The 17,643-nt window shown below is 33.8% G+C and carries 20 protein-coding genes; 11 read left to right on the top strand and 9 right to left on the bottom strand.

Annotation, left to right across the window (positions count from 1 at the left end; translation table 11 throughout):
• Positions 1-44 precede the first annotated feature (44 nt).
• From C8N41_RS07360 to C8N41_RS07335, 6 genes are all read right to left on the bottom strand, one after another.
• The gene (locus C8N41_RS07360) at positions 45-626 is read right to left on the bottom strand and encodes a hypothetical protein (protein WP_115838741.1); all 582 of its coding nucleotides are present in this window, start codon (positions 624-626) and stop codon (positions 45-47) included.
• 161 nt (positions 627-787) lie between these two features.
• Positions 788-1,624, bottom strand: a complete 837-nt coding sequence (locus tag C8N41_RS07355) for an NmrA family NAD(P)-binding protein (RefSeq protein WP_115838740.1) — start codon at positions 1,622-1,624, stop codon at positions 788-790.
• 11 nt (positions 1,625-1,635) lie between these two features.
• On the bottom strand, positions 1,636-2,121 hold the full coding sequence (locus tag C8N41_RS07350; RefSeq protein WP_115838739.1) for an anthrone oxygenase family protein: 486 nt from the start codon (positions 2,119-2,121) through the stop codon (positions 1,636-1,638).
• Entirely contained in the window at positions 2,118-2,513 is a 396-nt protein-coding gene (locus C8N41_RS07345; protein ID WP_115838738.1) for a DUF5367 family protein, read from the bottom strand. Before C8N41_RS07345 ends, C8N41_RS07350 begins: the two co-directional genes overlap by 4 nt.
• Positions 2,514-2,603: 90 nt before the next feature.
• A complete protein-coding gene (locus tag C8N41_RS07340; protein ID WP_115838737.1) occupies positions 2,604-3,455 on the bottom strand; it encodes a helix-turn-helix domain-containing protein in 852 nt (283 codons plus the stop codon).
• A 361-nt stretch (positions 3,456-3,816) separates the two neighbouring features.
• Positions 3,817-5,853: a dipeptidyl-peptidase 3 family protein gene (locus C8N41_RS07335; RefSeq protein ID WP_115838736.1), complete on the bottom strand. Its 2,037-nt coding sequence runs from the start codon at positions 5,851-5,853 to the stop codon at positions 3,817-3,819.
• 93 nt (positions 5,854-5,946) lie between these two features.
• Between C8N41_RS07335 and C8N41_RS07330 the strand changes: the two genes are divergently transcribed.
• Entirely contained in the window at positions 5,947-6,966 is a 1,020-nt protein-coding gene (locus C8N41_RS07330) for an SRPBCC family protein (protein ID WP_115838735.1), read from the top strand.
• 146 nt (positions 6,967-7,112) lie between these two features.
• The gene (crcB, locus tag C8N41_RS07325) at positions 7,113-7,478 is read left to right on the top strand and encodes a fluoride efflux transporter CrcB (protein WP_115838734.1); all 366 of its coding nucleotides are present in this window, start codon (positions 7,113-7,115) and stop codon (positions 7,476-7,478) included.
• 192 nt (positions 7,479-7,670) lie between these two features.
• On the opposite strand, the gene C8N41_RS07320 is transcribed toward crcB, so the two are convergent.
• The 3 genes from C8N41_RS07320 to C8N41_RS07310 all read right to left on the bottom strand — a co-directional run bounded on the left by C8N41_RS07320 (position 7,671) and on the right by C8N41_RS07310 (position 11,499).
• Positions 7,671-8,039 (bottom strand): DUF1801 domain-containing protein, encoded by a 369-nt coding sequence (locus tag C8N41_RS07320; protein WP_092444307.1) that lies wholly within the window; start codon positions 8,037-8,039, stop codon positions 7,671-7,673.
• Positions 8,040-8,367: 328 nt separating this feature from the next.
• Positions 8,368-10,914, bottom strand: a complete 2,547-nt coding sequence (locus tag C8N41_RS07315) for an adenosylcobalamin-dependent ribonucleoside-diphosphate reductase (protein WP_115838733.1) — start codon at positions 10,912-10,914, stop codon at positions 8,368-8,370.
• Between the two features lie 231 nt (positions 10,915-11,145).
• A complete protein-coding gene (locus tag C8N41_RS07310; protein WP_115838732.1) occupies positions 11,146-11,499 on the bottom strand; it encodes a hypothetical protein in 354 nt (117 codons plus the stop codon).
• Between the two features lie 107 nt (positions 11,500-11,606).
• Between C8N41_RS07310 and C8N41_RS07305 the strand changes: the two genes are divergently transcribed.
• From C8N41_RS07305 to C8N41_RS07265, 9 genes are all read left to right on the top strand, one after another.
• Positions 11,607-12,218, top strand: coding sequence for a hypothetical protein (locus C8N41_RS07305; protein ID WP_115838731.1), 612 nt, complete (start codon positions 11,607-11,609; stop codon positions 12,216-12,218).
• Complete coding sequence (locus tag C8N41_RS07300; protein ID WP_115838730.1) at positions 12,215-12,583, top strand: hypothetical protein; 369 nt, start codon at positions 12,215-12,217, stop codon at positions 12,581-12,583. The genes C8N41_RS07305 and C8N41_RS07300 overlap by 4 nt, the downstream gene beginning before the upstream one ends.
• A gap of 32 nt (positions 12,584-12,615) precedes the next feature.
• Positions 12,616-12,909 (top strand): winged helix-turn-helix domain-containing protein, encoded by a 294-nt coding sequence (locus C8N41_RS07295; protein ID WP_115838729.1) that lies wholly within the window; start codon positions 12,616-12,618, stop codon positions 12,907-12,909.
• Between the two features lie 98 nt (positions 12,910-13,007).
• Positions 13,008-14,402 (top strand): DUF4153 domain-containing protein, encoded by a 1,395-nt coding sequence (locus tag C8N41_RS07290; RefSeq protein WP_115838728.1) that lies wholly within the window; start codon positions 13,008-13,010, stop codon positions 14,400-14,402.
• Between the two features lie 330 nt (positions 14,403-14,732).
• Positions 14,733-15,251 (top strand): hypothetical protein, encoded by a 519-nt coding sequence (locus C8N41_RS07285; RefSeq protein WP_115838727.1) that lies wholly within the window; start codon positions 14,733-14,735, stop codon positions 15,249-15,251.
• Positions 15,248-15,862: a SanA/YdcF family protein gene (locus C8N41_RS07280; protein ID WP_115838726.1), complete on the top strand. Its 615-nt coding sequence runs from the start codon at positions 15,248-15,250 to the stop codon at positions 15,860-15,862. The genes C8N41_RS07285 and C8N41_RS07280 overlap by 4 nt, the downstream gene beginning before the upstream one ends.
• Positions 15,863-15,878: 16 nt before the next feature.
• The gene (locus C8N41_RS07275; RefSeq protein WP_115838725.1) at positions 15,879-16,286 is read left to right on the top strand and encodes a ribosomal maturation YjgA family protein; all 408 of its coding nucleotides are present in this window, start codon (positions 15,879-15,881) and stop codon (positions 16,284-16,286) included.
• Complete coding sequence (locus tag C8N41_RS07270) at positions 16,274-16,939, top strand: DUF1361 domain-containing protein (RefSeq protein ID WP_115838724.1); 666 nt, start codon at positions 16,274-16,276, stop codon at positions 16,937-16,939. Before C8N41_RS07275 ends, C8N41_RS07270 begins: the two co-directional genes overlap by 13 nt.
• A 4-nt stretch (positions 16,940-16,943) precedes the next feature.
• Positions 16,944-17,642 carry a hypothetical protein gene (locus tag C8N41_RS07265; protein ID WP_147298940.1) on the top strand — a complete coding sequence of 233 codons (699 nt, stop codon included), beginning with the start codon at positions 16,944-16,946 and terminating at the stop codon, positions 17,640-17,642.
• The last annotated feature ends 1 nt before the right edge of the window (position 17,643 follow it).

Genomic DNA, 17,643 nt, shown 5'->3' with positions numbered 1-17,643 from the left:
TAGCTAAATCAGGGTTAATATATGATGGAAATTATAAAAGTACTTTAGTAAAAAAATAATGAGTTTTTACTTGTTTTTTGCCACAGTACTTTGTTGTGTGTAGTGCTTTTACATTTTTCTTTTAATTCATTGTTCGAGTATGTTATTTCATAAATCCATTTTGGACCTTCATTTTCACGTCCTGAAATAATTTCTTCAGTTTTTTCGATACAGATGAATTCGGTACTTTTTGGATTAAATAAATAAATTTCGTCTTGGTCAATTTCGATTAAGTCAATCCAATTGTCACTTAATTTTTCTTTCGATATTTTAATCAGTCCGAAGTTATAATTCATAAGGAAAATATAAAGTTCAGAGTCTGTTATTAGGTCAAGAAAATTCTTTATGATATTTTCAATTATCAGAGTGTTTTCAATTTCGGTTTGAAAGTATAAGTTTTCTTTCCATTTATCATTTGGCCAATCGTCTGTTTTAGATTGAAAAGAATCAGATTCCTCAAAACTTAAAAATTCAAATGAGTTTTTCGGTAATATTGAAATCAGTTTCGGTTCGAGTTTTGCCCGTTTTTCTTTCCGTTCAATTTCCCATCTCAATTCTGCAATTCTATTTTTTTCTTTATCTGTCATTTGAATCTCTCCGTTTTTACGGCATTACACACAACGGTTTTGTGTATGGCTCGTTGCGGAAAATCAGCTATGATTTTCCGCCGTGACCGAAAGATAGCAAATTGCAATGAATTCCGATTAGGAATTCAGCCGCAATGAGCTATACACGTTGTTGGCAATAGTTATTGGACTTCTACTTGACTCCAAATACCTGTTTTAGCAGTTTCTTGTGCATATTCTAGAAATGTTTTTGCTTTTCTGTCTAGAACTCGTTCAATATCATTAACCACTAACTGATTTTTAGGATTGGTTAAAACATGACTAAATAAATACTCAATTAACCACACTACATCATTTGGTATTTGCATTTGCTTCATACCATCAATATACTGTTCTAATGTGATGTCATAGAAGTTTAATTTTCTGTTACTAGTTTTAGAAATTATATTGATAATATCCTTGAAGGTGATTAATTCTGGACCTGTTACCTCAATTATTTTTCCGTTATAAGTGTCATCAAGTAAAACAGTTGCAGCTACTTCAGCAATATCATTAGCATCTACAAATGGAATTAAAACATTAGACATTGGTAACGCCACTTCTCCAGATAATATAGGATCCAAAAAGAAACTTTCACTCCAATTCTGATTAAACCAAGATGCTCTAACTATTGTATAATCCATGCCAGAATTCATCACGATTTTTTCACAAGCTTCAGCTTCAGTTTCACCTTTTCCAGAGAGCAGCACCATTTTTTTAACACCTAATTCTTTTGCTAAATAAGTTAAACTCTCTATAGCTTCTTTGGCTCCTGGAACAGCAAGATCAGGATAATACGTAACATACATTTTTTCGATGCTGCTTAAGGTTTCTATCCATGTTTCTTTATTATCCCAATCAAAGCTTGGTGATGAATTTCTTGAACCAATTCTTGGCTCAATTCCTTTGTTTTGTAATTGCTCTACTACTCGGCGACCAGTTTTTCCAGTTCCTCCGATTACTAAAATGTTTGTTTTCATAATGAATTGTTTTAAAATGTTTTTTGAATAAATATTGATATAAGTAATAGTATGAATGAAACTATACTCGAAATGGTTCTTATACTATGGAAATGATTCCAAGCACTTTCATAATAGGTTCTAAAACTCTTTAGCTCTATTGCTTTAAGATTGGTAATGGTTAATGCTTCTAGTTCATTGTTTAAGGGAACATTTCCAAAAGCTGTAACTCCAAAAGTGCCAATTAGATAAATGATTGTTGATGCCAAGACTAACACAAATACAGTTTTGTTGTTGAACTGTAAATAAGTAGTTATTCCCAATGCGATTAAACTTCCAAAGAACACAATGAAGAACACCGGATTCAAGATTTCTCTATTAATATTTTGCATTGTTTCTAAATAGTTTAAATGACCTATTTTGTTAGTGCCCAATATGACTGAAACTGACCAAGCGAAGAAAAAACCTGTGGAAAGTGCATTCAATAAAACCGTAATAAAAAAAACAATAGTTTTCATGCTTTGATTTTTTTATTGGTTAAATGATTTCCGAAATAGAATACAATGAAGTAAAACTCAACTAAAATTGTGTAAAACATTGGGTCTCCGAAAAATTCTGAATAACTTCCACCATTTGGAATTATAAATACTGGAACTGTGATTATTACATCTAGAAGCGTAGCCACCATAACGAATGTAAGCCCCAATGTAGATGGTTTTATGTAACTTTTCGTATAGAACAGATATGTTCCTATACATGCGCTAGGTATAATACCCAAAGCCAATGCGATATTAGATTGTAGTTCCGGATTTTCTAATATGGGAACATAAAATGATAAGAGGTAAAAGCTAACGCCTAAAATCCAAACGAGTATGCCACATACAATGCTAAATAAATTTTTACTGACCATAATCTTTAGTTTTAAATTATGATACAAATCTATAGTAGCTGTCTTCCAGCGACTTATTCAGAAAGAATTATGATTTATTCGAAAAGAATTTTACACTTGGCTAGGTCTGTAGCCAAACTTTTTTTCAAAAGCGTTAGAGAAAGAACCCAAACTATCGTAACCTACAGCCCAAGCGGCTTCTTGAATTGTTTTTTGTTCGTTTTTAATTAAACTGTAGGCTTTTTTTAAACGTTCGTTTTGTAAGTATTTGAAAACCGGAACGCCAAACTGTGCTTTAAATTCTATTTTAAGCTTATTTGTGTTAGTTCCAATTCTGTTGGCCAATTCTGTTAAGGAAGGTGGACTTTCTAAATCGGATAATAAAATTTCTTGAGCAAGATTGATTTTTTCTATTTGCGAAGTATCAAGTTTTGTGTTTTGTTGTTGTGCCAATTGTCCAAAATAATGAGAAAGTAAAGCTGTGATATGGCTTTTATAAAACATCATTTTAATCTCACCTTCGTAAGTATTGCTGAAGAACTGTTCAACTAATTGAAACATTTCTGGGCTCATATTAAATACAGGACCTTCAACATAATGGTCTTTTGGGTGTATTAATTGGTATAAAAATTGTTCCAAGAATTGACCTTCACCATTAGGCAATTTGTCTATGTTTCTTATTGTTGTAGCGATTACTAGACATTGCAGCGATTTTAGTTTGGAAACATGATGTTCAAATTCTACCATATTATCTGCATAAAATGATAGTACCATACCTTTGGTGTGATGGAACTTTTTGGTTTTTCCATCAAATTTTACATTAAGACCAACATCACCTGTACCATAAAAGGCGATAGCTATTACTGGCTCGTCAAAAAAACATGAATCTATTAAATTATTTTCGGTAGAAGCCTCTTCCAACAAGATTGTGTAATCATTTATATCTATTATTTCACGATTCATTCTTATGATTTATATCAATCGAGTTTAATTATTGCCAACTCGTTATATCACAACTTAGTGTATGCTTATCCCATTAATACAAAAGGACAACAACAGTTTTAATATGTTATAGTATAATCCGTTACGAAGTTAATTTTATTTTTTAAATAAACGTTATGTCATCGATATATCATCGTTCTGTTAAGAATCAAAGATACACCTAAAAGATCCACAAAGTTTACGGTAAAACGTAATTGTCTATAGAAAAGTACACCATTGTTTTAAAGTGTTTAGCAGCTGTTTAAGTTATAAACGCTACACCATAAAAAAAGCACTTACAGGATTGTAAGTGCTTTTCTTATCTTGATTAGAACAATGGTTCTTAATTGACATCAGGAAGATTATTATAATCTTTACTATAGTTTAACATCTGTTCTGCAAATGAATTAGGTTGTGTTACTTTAATGGCTGTAATTTCACCAGCATCATTCATTTCTGGTACTAAAACCGGATTTACAAAACCACTATAAGGTGGAGATGGAAATTGTTTGTTACGCTCTAAAACTTCAGCATGAATATCTTGATCGACCTTTACACCATAGCCTTCTACTAAAGCTTCTACAGCTTCGTAATCTCCTTCCGACTTAATACGTTGTGTTTCTCTTAATAATTGTCCGAATAAATCGTGTAATTTATCGTAATCATTAATATTAAAATACGTTTTTCCGTCGCGAGTTACTTTTTCAATAACATTGTCGGCTTTTCCTTTTTCGTATGCCCAAGCCGAAACCCATTGTCTGTTTCGCATGTGTGCTTCTTCGACATCGTCTCCTAAATCCAATCGCACTAACTGCGTCATTAGACCATTTCTAATGTAGCCATCAAATGCTGCTTTTCCAACTTTTTTCCAGTCGTCTACCAATCCTAATTCTTGTAATTTAGAATCGTATAAATAATATAAACCTACTAAATCTGCACGTCCTTCTTCTAAAGTAGATGCATAGGTTTTAAGTGTTTCTTTGGTCTCACCTACTCCAGGATTTAATTGTCCGGAAGCATGCCCAATTACTTCATGCAATGCTGTATGTAATTTATCTGCAATTTGTCCGTATTGTTCTTCTAATTGCACCTCTTCTTCATCGTGAGCAAATTCTTTTAAACGACCAGTACCACCTGCATTATTATAGGCATTAATAATGTTTCCTAACGATACAGATTTACTACCCACTGCAGCTCTAATCCAGTTGGCATTTGGTAAATTAACTCCGATTGGCGTACTTGGAGAGGCATCACCTGCTTCACCTGCAACATTCACCACTTTGTATGTTACACCAACTACACTATCTTTTTTATGTTCATCCATCAATGGAGAATTATCTTCAAACCATTGTGCATTTTCAGATAATACAGCCATCTTTTCAGACATGTCAAAATCATTAATCTGAACGATAGTTTCATAAGATCCTCTATAACCTAAAGGATCGTTATACACTTCTATAAAGCTATTAATGTAATCTATATTTCCTTCTGTAGCTGCTGTCCAAGCCACATTATAGTCGTCCCAAGTCTGTAAATCACCTGTTTTATAATACTCTATTAATAAACCTATAGCATCTCCTTGTGCTTTATTTTCTGCACCCCCTTGTGCTTTTTCTAGCCACTTAATAATTTCGTCTATTGCTGCTCCATATAAGCCACCAGATTTATAAACGCGCTCTTTTAAAACACCATCTTCTTTAACCAATTTTGAGTTTAAACCATAAGATAATGGCTTTTCTGGATTTGGAGATGTTTTAGTTTTGTAGAAATTTGCCACATCTGCATTGGTTACATCCGGACCATAAAAATTAACGGCAGATTCTAATACATTATCAATACCTTTAGCCTGATTCACTTTTTTAGCGTCTTTATCATTAAATAAAACCTCTAAAGCTTCACCTTCTAAGCTTGTATTTGTTGCTGTTAATAATTCGTTGAAATACGCTTTACCAAACTCAGGAACCAATTTAGCGTTAGAATAATGATGGTGAATTCCATTACTAAACCAAACACGTTTTAAGAAGGTTTCAAAATTTTTCCAATCTTCTGTTGATTTATCTCCTGTATAGTTGGTATAAATATTTTCTAATGCTTGTCTAATTTTAAGGTTATGTCTGTAATTTTGGTCCCACATAATATCTCGACCTTCTAGACCGGCTTGAGTTAAATAATAGACTAACTTCTGTTCTTTTAACGTTAAATTATCCCATCCTGGAATCTGGTAACGCAAAATTTTAATATCTGCAAATTCTTCAACATTAAAACTAAAATCCGTTTCTGTAGTCGCTACGGTTTCAATGGGTTCTTCTTTAACTTCATTCTTACATGAAACAAGGATGAAAGCGAGAAGGCAAATTTTAAATAATGATTTTAAATTCATGTGTTTATTTTATTTAGTTGTACACAAATGTAATATATATATCACATATCATAAAATCACTATCTTTGAGATATACTAATTTAATTCCTGTACATGAAAGCTTTTAAATCCTTACTTTTATTACTATTAATCATTGTCATTGGCGTTTCTATTTATATTGCAGTACAGCCAAATTCTTATGAAGTTACACGAACAAGAACAATTAAAGCGCCTACATCTGTAGTCTATGACAACGTCATTGATTTTAAAAATTGGGAAGCATGGAACCCTTGGGTGGAACATAACCCTGATATTGAGGTAACACTTGGCGAGACTACCAAAGGTATTGGAGGTTCTTACCAATGGAACGAGGATGGAGACATTGGCCACATGACGACTACAGACACTAATCCTAAGACCTCAATAACGCAAGACATGCAGTTTGCAGAATTCCCAAAATCTAAAGTCACTTGGGATTTAAAACCCAACACGGATGGTTCTACAGATGTCACTTGGTCAATTTCTGGAGACAACTTACCGTTTGGCTTTAAAATGTGGTCTGCGTTTTCTGGTGGCATGGAAAAACAAATTGGTCCGGATTATGAAAGAGGATTAGAGAAACTAGATAGTGTTATACAAGCCGAGATGAAAGTTTATAGCATTACCACTGAAGGTATTACACAACACAGCGGAGGCTACTATCTTTACAATACAACTTCAACTAAATTTAAGGATTTTAAAGAAAGTATGTCTACTATGTTACCAAAAGTTGGTGCCTACGCCATAACTCATAATGTAACTATGGCTGGTCCACCGTTTATTTTATATCACAAATGGGATGAAGAAAATGATGCCGTAATGTTCTCTGCATGCGTTCCTACAAATTCTAAGGTTATAACAGACGAAGCCGAAATTTTAACAGGAAAACTAGAATCATTTACAGCAGTAAAAACTGTTTTAAAAGGGAACTATTCTAATTTGAAAGACGCTTGGGATGCTACGATGAAGTATATCTCTGATAATAATTTAGAAATGATTGAAGGAGGACCAATGCTTGAAACTTATTTAACCGACCCTACAAATGAGTTAAATCCAGCAAATTGGATAACTGAAATTTATGTTGCCGTTAAGTAGTTTGAAGTGTGAAGCTAAAAAAAATAATATTAAATCGTGATTAAGATTATAACTAAATAACTTGATGCCCTATTTTGAAACTGATAAGTAAACATCATATACTTTGAATCAGCAACTATCAACGACCAACTAAAAACTAAACACAATTGAAACAACTTATATTCGTATTTCTTGGTGGTGGCTTCGGAAGCGTACTCCGTTTTATAATCGGTAAATGGCTCAATAATTCTGAAACAGGAATTCCTTATGGTACTTTTGTAGCCAATATTATAGGGAGTTTACTCATTGGGATTATTCTTAGCTTAGCAGCTAAAAACGATACGCTCTCTCAGAGTCAGACCTTACTTTTAGCGACAGGGTTTTGTGGTGGATTTACCACGTTTTCTACCTTTGCTTATGAGAATCATGTGTTTTTAAAATCGGGGGACTTTATGAGTTTTGCGGTTTATACGGTGGCGAGTTTTGTCGTTGGGTTTTTGGCAGTGTTTTTAGGGATGTGGCTGGTGAAATAAGTTGTAAAGTTTCAGAGGTGCAGAGTTTCAAAGTGAAGAATGTTTCTCCGAAAGACCTTGAGATGCAAAGTGGGAATTATGCTGAATGTACGGAGGATCCACGGAGATGCGTAGAGTAATTTGAGGCAACGATTTAATAACTTATTTCTCATACTAGCTACCAACTGAACACTGAAAACTGAACACTAAAATCTACCCTTTCTTATAAAACCCTTTTTCCTTCAATCCTTCCACTTCTTTTAAAATGGAAATAAAAACAGCATCATCAATATCATCTAGCGTTTTGTAGCGTAATGATTTTACGACTTTGCGGTTTTCAGAAATTAAATACGCATCCCATTGTTTTAATAAGTGTGCAGAATGCCAAAAACCGACATCTACATAATCTTTACTTTTATTGAGATAGCAGATTGGTCGCTTATCTACGTAATAGCATGGCATTCTCCATTTGTATAATAAATCGGCCTCTGGTAAGGTATGTTCAATCAACACCTGCAAATGCAAAAATATAGATTTGAAAGGTTCGGGTTGGTTTAGGATGTGTGCTTCTGCTGGGTTCACATTATTTCATTTTAATTTATACCTACAAGGTTTTTGAAACCTTGCAGGATTACTCAAATTTAAATCTATTTTTTTTAGAATAAAATGTCCTCTGATTTTTTAAAATACTAGATTTCTGTCATGCTCAAATATTAAACAACAATGAAATATAATAAATATTACTTAGCTTTTTTACTGTTTTAGACGACTCCAATTTTGAATATCTAAATTATTAATAAAAGACCTCAAGGTTTATAAAACTTTGAGGTCTTAGATTTATTTCAGGTGATTTATTATCGTTGATGAGATTAGCTACGCTGAATCTTCGATTTTCGCTTTCGTAGGAATTTTAGCCACATTTAGAATACCCACAGCTTTTACACTTTAAACACCCTTCTTCAAAAATTAAACCCTCTGGATCATTACAGCTAGGACACTTTTTATCCACAGCTTCTGTTCCCTCTGGCACAAAACGTTTTAAAGCTCTGGCGACTCCATTTTTCCAGGTGTTGATATGATCGTCGTATAAATTTAAATTCTGAATTAAATCTACCACATAAGGTATTGGCATACCGTGACGTAACACACCTGATATTAATTTGGCGTAATTCCAAAATTCTTTATCGAATGATCGCGACAAGCCTTCAATCGTTATATTATAGCCTTCATTATCGATGTATTGAAAATCATACCGTGACGATCCATCGTTGTTGCGCTGTTTAATGACCCAACCTTTATTCACCCATTCTGGTAAATTAAACGCGTCCTTCATTTGGCCTGTAAAAATTTCATAAGGGCGGCCTTCCACTAAACCGATGACGGCTAACCATTTTTCGGACTCATTATGAAAACGCACAATTTCGGCTTCAATTTTATCTGGGCGTTTGGCGACTAAGGTTTCCGTTGTGGTTATTTTGTCCTCCTTTGTTTTCTCATCGGTTGCGACTAAAATGCCACTTCGAGACCCATCTCTATACACCGTAATGCCTTTTAAGCCTTTTTCCCAAGAGTCCACGTAAATATCACCGACCAAATCTACCGTAACATCTTTAGCCAAATTAATCGTAGAGCTAATGGAATGCGTTGTATATTTTTGAACCAAAGCTTGTAATTCCACACGCTTTTTCCAGTCAATTTCTGGTGCTGTTGCTCCGGCATATGGACTGTCTGCTATTTCAGTTTCACCTGTAATGTTCATCCAAGTTTCAAACTTTTTATGGTACACAGTAAACTCTTCAAAGGCATCACCTAAATCATCTACAAAGTCGACTTTAGAATTGTTATCGTTGGTATTCACTTTGCGTCGTCTTACGTAAGACAATAAGAACACCGGCTCAATTCCTGATGACACTTGTGCTAACATACTCAACGAGCCAGTTGGGGCAACGGTACTTATGGATATATTTCTTCGGCCGTGTTCCATCATACGGTTGTACGTATTAGGAAATTCATTAGCCAACATTTGCACAAATTCTGAAGTGTCTTCAATATTTCTGTTAAAGACTTCAAACTGACCTCTTGTGATGGCCATATCTATACTACTATCAAACTCGGCCGTCATTTTTGTTTTCATTATATCATCCACAACAGTTAAGGCTTCATCAGTATCAAATTTAATTCCTAAGGCCGCAACGGCATCGGCTAGAGCTGTAAACCCTAAGCCTGTACGCCGTCCTTTTCTACCGGTTTCAGCGAGAAGATTCCATAAGTCCTTTTCATTTCTTTTAATGGCATCCGGTTCTGGATCTGCATTAATTTTAGTTAAAATACGTTCTACAGCTTCGAGTTCTAAATCGACTAAATCGTCCATCAAACGCTGCGTTTCATAAACTACTTCGTAGAATTTCTTAAAGTTGAATTTCGCTTTCTTAGTAAATGGTTTATCCACAAAACTGAATAGATTCACAGCAATCAATCGGCAACTATCACCACCTTGCATGGCAATTTCTGAACATGGATTGGTAGAACTATTTTTAAATTCAGGATATACAGACGAGGTAGAATACTGATGTTGTCGGTCCCAAAAAATCAAACCGGGTTCTGCAGTATTGTGCGCACAGGTTATAATTTTATCCCAAAGATCTTTGGCATCAATCTCCTTTGTGTATTGTGGTGTTTTACTATCAATAGGCCATTGTAAGGTGAATTTAGTGTTGTTAACAACGGCTTGCATAAATTCATCTGACAAACGAATGGAAATATTAGCACCTGTAATTTTGGTTAAATCTTGCTTAATGGTAATAAAATCTTCAATATCTGGATGTTTGACGTCCATGGTAAGCATTAGAGCTCCACGTCTTCCGTTTTGTGCAACCTCTCTTGTGGTGTTCGAAAAACGATTCATAAACGACACTGCTCCCGTTGTCGAACCCGCTGCATTAGACACTAAAGCATTTTTTGGTCGCAGTTCGGATAAGTCCACTCCTACTCCACAACGTCTTTTGAACAATTGTGCTAATTGCTCGTCGGTATTACAAACTCCACCATAAGAATCTAAAACGGAAGGCACCACGATACAATTGGACAAAGATGCAATAACGTGTTCATTACCCAATCCAAACATGACACTACCTTGAGGAATTACATATTTGAAATCTTTAAAAAGTTGATATATTTTAGGTTCATCTAACGGTTTTCTAATTTTCCCATACTCTGATAGGTGTTCTGAAATGGTATCCGTAAGCGCATATTTATTTTCTATCCGACCAAATTCCCTAGCCATCCTTTGGTGCATATCATCTGGCGATTTCTCTAAATAATTACCATGCCTATCCTTTAAACAATACTTGTTAATCCAAGTAGTTGTGGCAAGTTCGTCGTTATTAAAATAAGCTAAACATTCTTTTAAAACGTCGTTGTAAGTAAATGATTTTGAAGCATAAAGCGTTTGATTCATAATGAAAAAGGTTTTGAAATTTTAAAGGATAGACACAAAGCTACCCTATGATAAAACCCCAAAACATGACAAAAATCATACTTGTTAATAAGTCTGAACGATTGTTAATTAATGAAAATATATTCGCTTTATTTTCCTACAAGATAAATAGGACAACCTCAATTTGACTTCTACCAAAACGCTTTCTACTTTATAATCATATGTTAAAGAGAAAAAGAGGTTTCGGACACCTTAAAAAATTTGTAAAACACCAATTATAACTAGAGCAATCCCAATGACAGCTTTAAAAGGCATTAACTTTGCAGATAGTTGTCTTAAACTCGCCTCTAAAGCAGGTACTTTATAAAATACGTGCGTTAATAGCAAAATGCCGCCCAATATACTCACAATGTTAAATAACAATCCATCCCAAAATTCGAGTATGGCTAAAATGATAAGTGCAAGTCCAATGACGGTATCAAAAGGAGCTAAAAATCCTGCGATTTTATTAAAGAAATTATGCTCACCATCCCATTTATCTAGGGTTGCTAGACCTAATAAGATGCCTCCTGAGATATTTGCAATAGCTAAAAGTAGTTCAATCATGGTGGTTATGTCATTTATTTGTTCATTTATAAATTTAACGAAATCTCGAAAATAAACTTGCGCAAACCGAAATATTTATTTTACTTTGTATTTCAAAGTACTTTAATATGAGTGATAAAGATTATTTAAAAGACATTAGTGAGATTAAAAATCTCATGAATAAGTCATCTCGATTTATTTCGTTGAGTGGGTTGTCTGGGATTCTCGCTGGTATCTATGCTTTAATTGGTGCTGCTATTGCATACTGGTTGGTAATGACTTACAGCGGTGGCACGCTCATTATATTTCATGGCTGGGTATTTTGGACTAGCATGTTTGTACTTTTTATGATTGCCTTTTTAAGTGCTTTAACTGGTATTATTTTAACCACACGAAAGGCCAAGAAAAACGGCGAAAAAATATGGGACAACTCCTCGCGTCGCCTACTCATCAATTTTTTAGTACCCTTGGCGGCAGGCGGATTATACACCTTAATTATATTAGATCAAGGGAGGTATGGACAGACAGGTGCTTTAATGCTCATATTTTATGGCTTAGCATTAATTAATGCTTCTAAATATAGTATTGGTGATATCAAGTATTTAGGATTTGCAGAAGTAATTTTAGGATTGTTTGCCGCCTATTATCCTGGATACGGATTTTGGCTATGGGTAATGGGATTTGGAATACTGCATATTGTTTATGGCACTTGGATGCATTTTAAATATGATGTAAAATGAGAGGTATTAAACTTATTCCAGGTTACGCTTTAGTACTTACAGTTTTACTATCGTGCCAGACTAACGAAGGTAAATTTAGGATTTCAAACAAAAGTGATTACGATATTGATTCCTTACAAATTTCCCCAGACGCTAATCAACAATTAATCCATTTGAAGAAAGATGAAACGGTTGCATTTAACACCGACATGGACGAGATTAGCACAGATGGCGCATATTCTATAGCATTTAAAAGCGCTCATAATCAACAAGTTTCAAGACGCTTTGGGTATTATACTAATGGGCACCAACTAGAAGAGGTCATTAACATTACGATTTTAAATGATACTATTTTGATTAATGGTAAATTTGACAACCTTTATTAAAAAAATAGATTCCTGCTGTTGCGGGAAGTATAATGAGTATTATAACTAACATAAATAAACTTTTTGATCACAGAATACGACTCGGCATCATGTCGGTTCTCATGGTAAACGAGTATGCCGATTTTAAAATGTTGAAAGAATTATTAGGAGCCACAGATGGTAATTTGGCCAGCCATACCAAAGCTTTAGAAAAGGCCGAATACATTTTGGTTGAAAAACAGTTTATAGGTCGAAAACCAAACACAAGATATAGTGTGACGAAACTAGGAAAATTAGAATTCAAAAAACATATTGAAGCCCTTGAAAAATTAATCAATAAAACATAAAATCAACGTTCGCCTACGCTCAACGAGATAGTCGAAAAATTAAAATCTTTTTTTTTATCACTTACTTTGAAATTCAAAGTACTTTAAAGTATTCAATCATGAAAAAACTAATCTTATTTATTGCAGCCCTTTTATTTAGCACCTTTTTCTATGACCAATCTATCGGACTTAACCTCTTTTTATTCAGTATACTCACTGTGGTCATTCTTTTTATTAATAACAAAGCGCATTTTAAAAATCGGAAAACCCAAATCTACACCATAGCCTACCTCATCACAGGACTTACCATCTTTTTTCATAGTTCTTCATTATCCATAATTGCCAACTTAGTCGCATTCTTTACGTTAATCGGTCATTTATCTGAAACCAAATCTTCAATTTATATAAGTTGGCTTAATGGTTTGTACACCACTATAGCAGGACTATTTTACCGTAATTTTGCTTTATCCACACCAAAACCAAACACTGAGAATTTAGAAAAAAAGGACAAAATAGATTATTTGCATTGGGCGAAGATCATTTTAATTCCAACCGTAATCCTCATTACTTTTATTGCACTTTATAAAGAAGGAAATCCCGTTTTTAGCAACTTAATAGAACAGATAGATTTTGGATTTATAAACATACAATGGGTCTTAGTCGCAGGTTTAGGTTACTATTTATTCAGTAATATCCATACACCAATAGAAGTAGAACCAGCCACAGAACTCGATTTACAAACTGAAAACACCTTACATAAAACAGCAGCATTTTCTATCCCCAAATTAAAACAAGAAAATCAACTAGGCCTGATTCTTATCGCATTATTAAATGCATTAATTGTAATGTATTTATTAACCGATATTACCTTTATAACAACACAACAAGAGATTAAAGCGTCCTTATATTCTGCCCAAGTTCATAATGGTATCAATGCGCTCATTGCCTCTATTGTTATTGCTATCATGATTTTACTTTATGTATTTCGAGGTAACCTCAATTTTTACGAACAAAACGCCTCCTTAAAACGCCTTGCTTTTACATGGATTATTTTAAATATTCTATTAGTGCTGAGCATTGTATTTAAAAACAGTCAGTATATCTATTACTTCGGGTTAACCTACAAACGTATTGGAGTCATTGTCTACCTACTGCTTGCCACAATTGGATTGGTTACAACGCTTCTTAAAATAAATGGAGCAAAAAACAACTGGTATTTATTCCGAATAAACACACAAGCTGCTTTTGCAATTCTCGTTATTTCTAGCACAATTAATTGGGATTATCACATTACGAATTACAATTTTAATTATGCCAAATCCATGGATTACAAGTATGTCATTGCATTATCCGATAATAACACCTTGTTGTTAAATGAACAGTTAGACAACGAAAACTTAAATGGAGATTCTATCCATCAAATCGAAGAAAAATATCACAATTACGTGTATCAATTACGAACTAATAATTGGCAAGAATTACGATATGATAATTTTAAAATAGACACCGAATAACATGGCTATTCTAATCTTGTTTGTTTCGCTTTTTGTTGGAGGAATCACTTTCATCTTGGTACGTCTTAGTATATCGTGCATATTTTGGGCCTCCAAATACCGACATGATAAAATGCGCGTCTTCAAACTCTATTTTCCGTATTACATTATTAGTGTATTTACGCTTTGTATTGTAGCAATTATAGGATTAGACAAGCATATCGTTGCCACTTATTATTTCAGTTTCGTGTTCAGCTTGTCGCTTTTTATTTGGAGATACGAACTCATACGAAGCAGAAAAACTCAGCATCCAAACAACAACTTTGCAAAATCAAATCATCCCAAATTACCATGAACAACCTATATAAAACTTTAAAAGCACAACGCAAGCAATTCATCATTTGGTTGTTTGAACATTCGCAACGGATTTACACCAATATGTTTAAAAATCACAAGCCTTGGCATATCACAAAACAGGATTTATTAAAGTTTCCGGAACCAACGTTTGGAAGACATTTGGGAGAATTTCTAGATAAAAATAATTTTGAATTAATCCCCAAGGTTGAGCGTCACGATTGCTACCATGTACTCTGTGGTTACAGCACTAAAGTTGAAGATGAAATTGCGCTACAATGCCTTTGTTATGGCAACGGCAAACGCAGTCCGTATTTGTATGGAGCCATTATTCTTGGTGTGGCCATTCTTCCTGATTACTATAAGTATTACCATCATTCTTACAAGATAGGAAAAGCAGCCAATGCCTTTCATCATTTTGATTATAGAAAGCTCATGCATGTGTCTATTTCAGATTTTAGAGCTGCTATTTTTCCAAAACAGGACCTATTAAACATAAAACGCATCGCCGCATGAAAACATTTAAAATCTTAATTCTAACAGGAATCTGCATGATTTTTGGTGTGTTCGTCACCTTTCATTGGATTAGTTTTAAAGCTAAAGGCCTTACTTATGATGATATTGATACTATTCCAAAGAACAACGTCGGACTCGTCCTTGGAGCAAGCAAATGGGCACCCAGTGGCAATATCAATTTATTCTACAAACATCGAGTGGATGCAGCTGTTGCCCTTTACAAAGCTGGTAAGATAGACTACATTTTAATCAGTGGAGATAATGGCAGAAAAGACTATGACGAACCTACTGATTTTAAAAATGATTTAGTTGCGAAAGGGATTCCTGCTGAACATATATTTTTAGATTATGCAGGCTTTAGAACTTTAGATTCCATAGTGAGAGCTAAGAAAATATTTGGTCAAAATGCGATTACTATTATTTCACAGAAATTTCATAATGAACGTGCTATTTACATTGCGCAACATTATGATATTGAAGCTATAGCCTATAACGCCAAAGATGTTTACAAAACACCACCACGCGAATATTTAGCACGTACCAAAGCACGTTTAGACTTGCTCTTTAATATAAAACCTAAATTTTTAGGAGATAAAATCGCTATTAAATAAAATCACCATTACCATCATGAAATTTCAATTCAACAAAAACTATTTAGTACTCGCACATAGCTTATTTCTTATAGAATTGGCCATTGCTTTTATAATCAAAACAGGATTCATTCGCTACACCTTTGGCGATTATCTCGTTGTTATTTTACTATATGCAATTCTTAGAGGATGCACCAACTTGAATGTGAGGGAGTCGAGTATAGTGGTCCTCTTAATTGCTTATGGTATCGAATTGCTTCAACTCACCCCATTCTTAACCTACTTTAATTTACAAGATAGTTTTACGGCAAAACTCATTTTCGGTAGCACATTTCATGTATCAGACTTACTCGCTTATACCTTAGGCATACTGACGGTTATAGCCGTTGAATCATCTCTTTCAAAATTACAAAATAGACAAAATATAAGATTATGGAAACTATAAAAATATTAATTCAAGAACGTTTTAAAACCTTATCATTAATTACCGTAGCATTACTATTTAGCAGTATTTTACTCATGGTACGCATGAAACTCAACAAGTCCTATGCCTTTCTGTTTTTAATCTGGAATGTGTTCTTAGCCATCATCCCATATGCCATAACGATGTATTTAAATACCACATCAAAACTGAGCAAATTAAAACTTGGATTCTGGTTTATGGCGTGGTTAGCCTTTTTGCCCAATGCCCCCTATATTGTTACCGATTTAATTCATATTAGAATAGGAAACGATGCGCTTTTATGGCTTGATGTATTAGTGGTTTTATCATTTGCATTAAGTGGACTCTTAGTATTTTACATTTCCCTTTTGGATATGCAAACACTAGTTAAATCTATATTTAAAACCCTTCCTATTGAAATGATGAGTATTGCTATACTTTTTTTATGTGGATTTGGAGTTTACTTAGGACGTTTTCTTCGTTACAATTCATGGGAAATTATAAGTGGCTCACAGTATTTGTTTATAGATATTCTAAACATAATTATTATGCCATTTCAGCATTTTGAAGCTTGGTTATTTACTTTTGGTTTCAGTGCATTTTTAATCGTAGGCTTTTGGATGTTTAAGAATTTGAATACTTTAGAAAAAAACTAAAATTATGAACCGAACTTTAGCATTATTTTGTCTAGTCTTATGTTTAATGAGTTGCGATGAGAGATCACAAACTATAAGTCATGATGATACCATTACAACTGAAATCAAAAAAGACAATTCAAAAATCGAAATTGCAGATTTGCCCATTCTTATTGATAGTACGGATTATTTAATTCACCCCATTGGTTATATAAGAGATTATAAGTCGAGATTTACTAGTTACAGTAAAGGAAGTGGCCATGCGTCCTATTCAGTTTCTCGCTATAACAACTATTCCATAACAGGAGAACTTAGTAATATTAAATTCCAGCATCTTAATTCAGAAAAATTAACAGCTTTAACAGATGAGCTTATGGAGATTACGTCTATACGATTTCTTGAAAATATTAGAGTACAAACTGGACTCCAATTTTTAGTATATACCATTAGAGATGCCGACACTAATAAAGATGCTAAACTAGATTTTAACGATGTCGAAACCTTATACATCAGTACCATTGAAGGCAAAGGTCTGAAAAAGCTTACTCCAAAATTAGCACAAATTGTCGATTGGAATGTTATTCCACAACAAAGCCGGTTATACTTTAAAAGCATATCGGACACCAACAAAAATGGTGAGTTCGACAAAAATGATAGGGTCAACTATCAGTATGTAAATTTAAAAGATGAAGACTTAAATGTGATTCAGTACAATCCCTTGTAAA

It is taken from the genome of Winogradskyella sediminis (assembly GCF_003387355.1).
GTDB classification, from domain to species: Bacteria; Bacteroidota; Bacteroidia; order Flavobacteriales; family Flavobacteriaceae; genus Winogradskyella; species Winogradskyella sediminis.
This window is presented reverse-complemented; position numbering and strand designations above follow the sequence as displayed.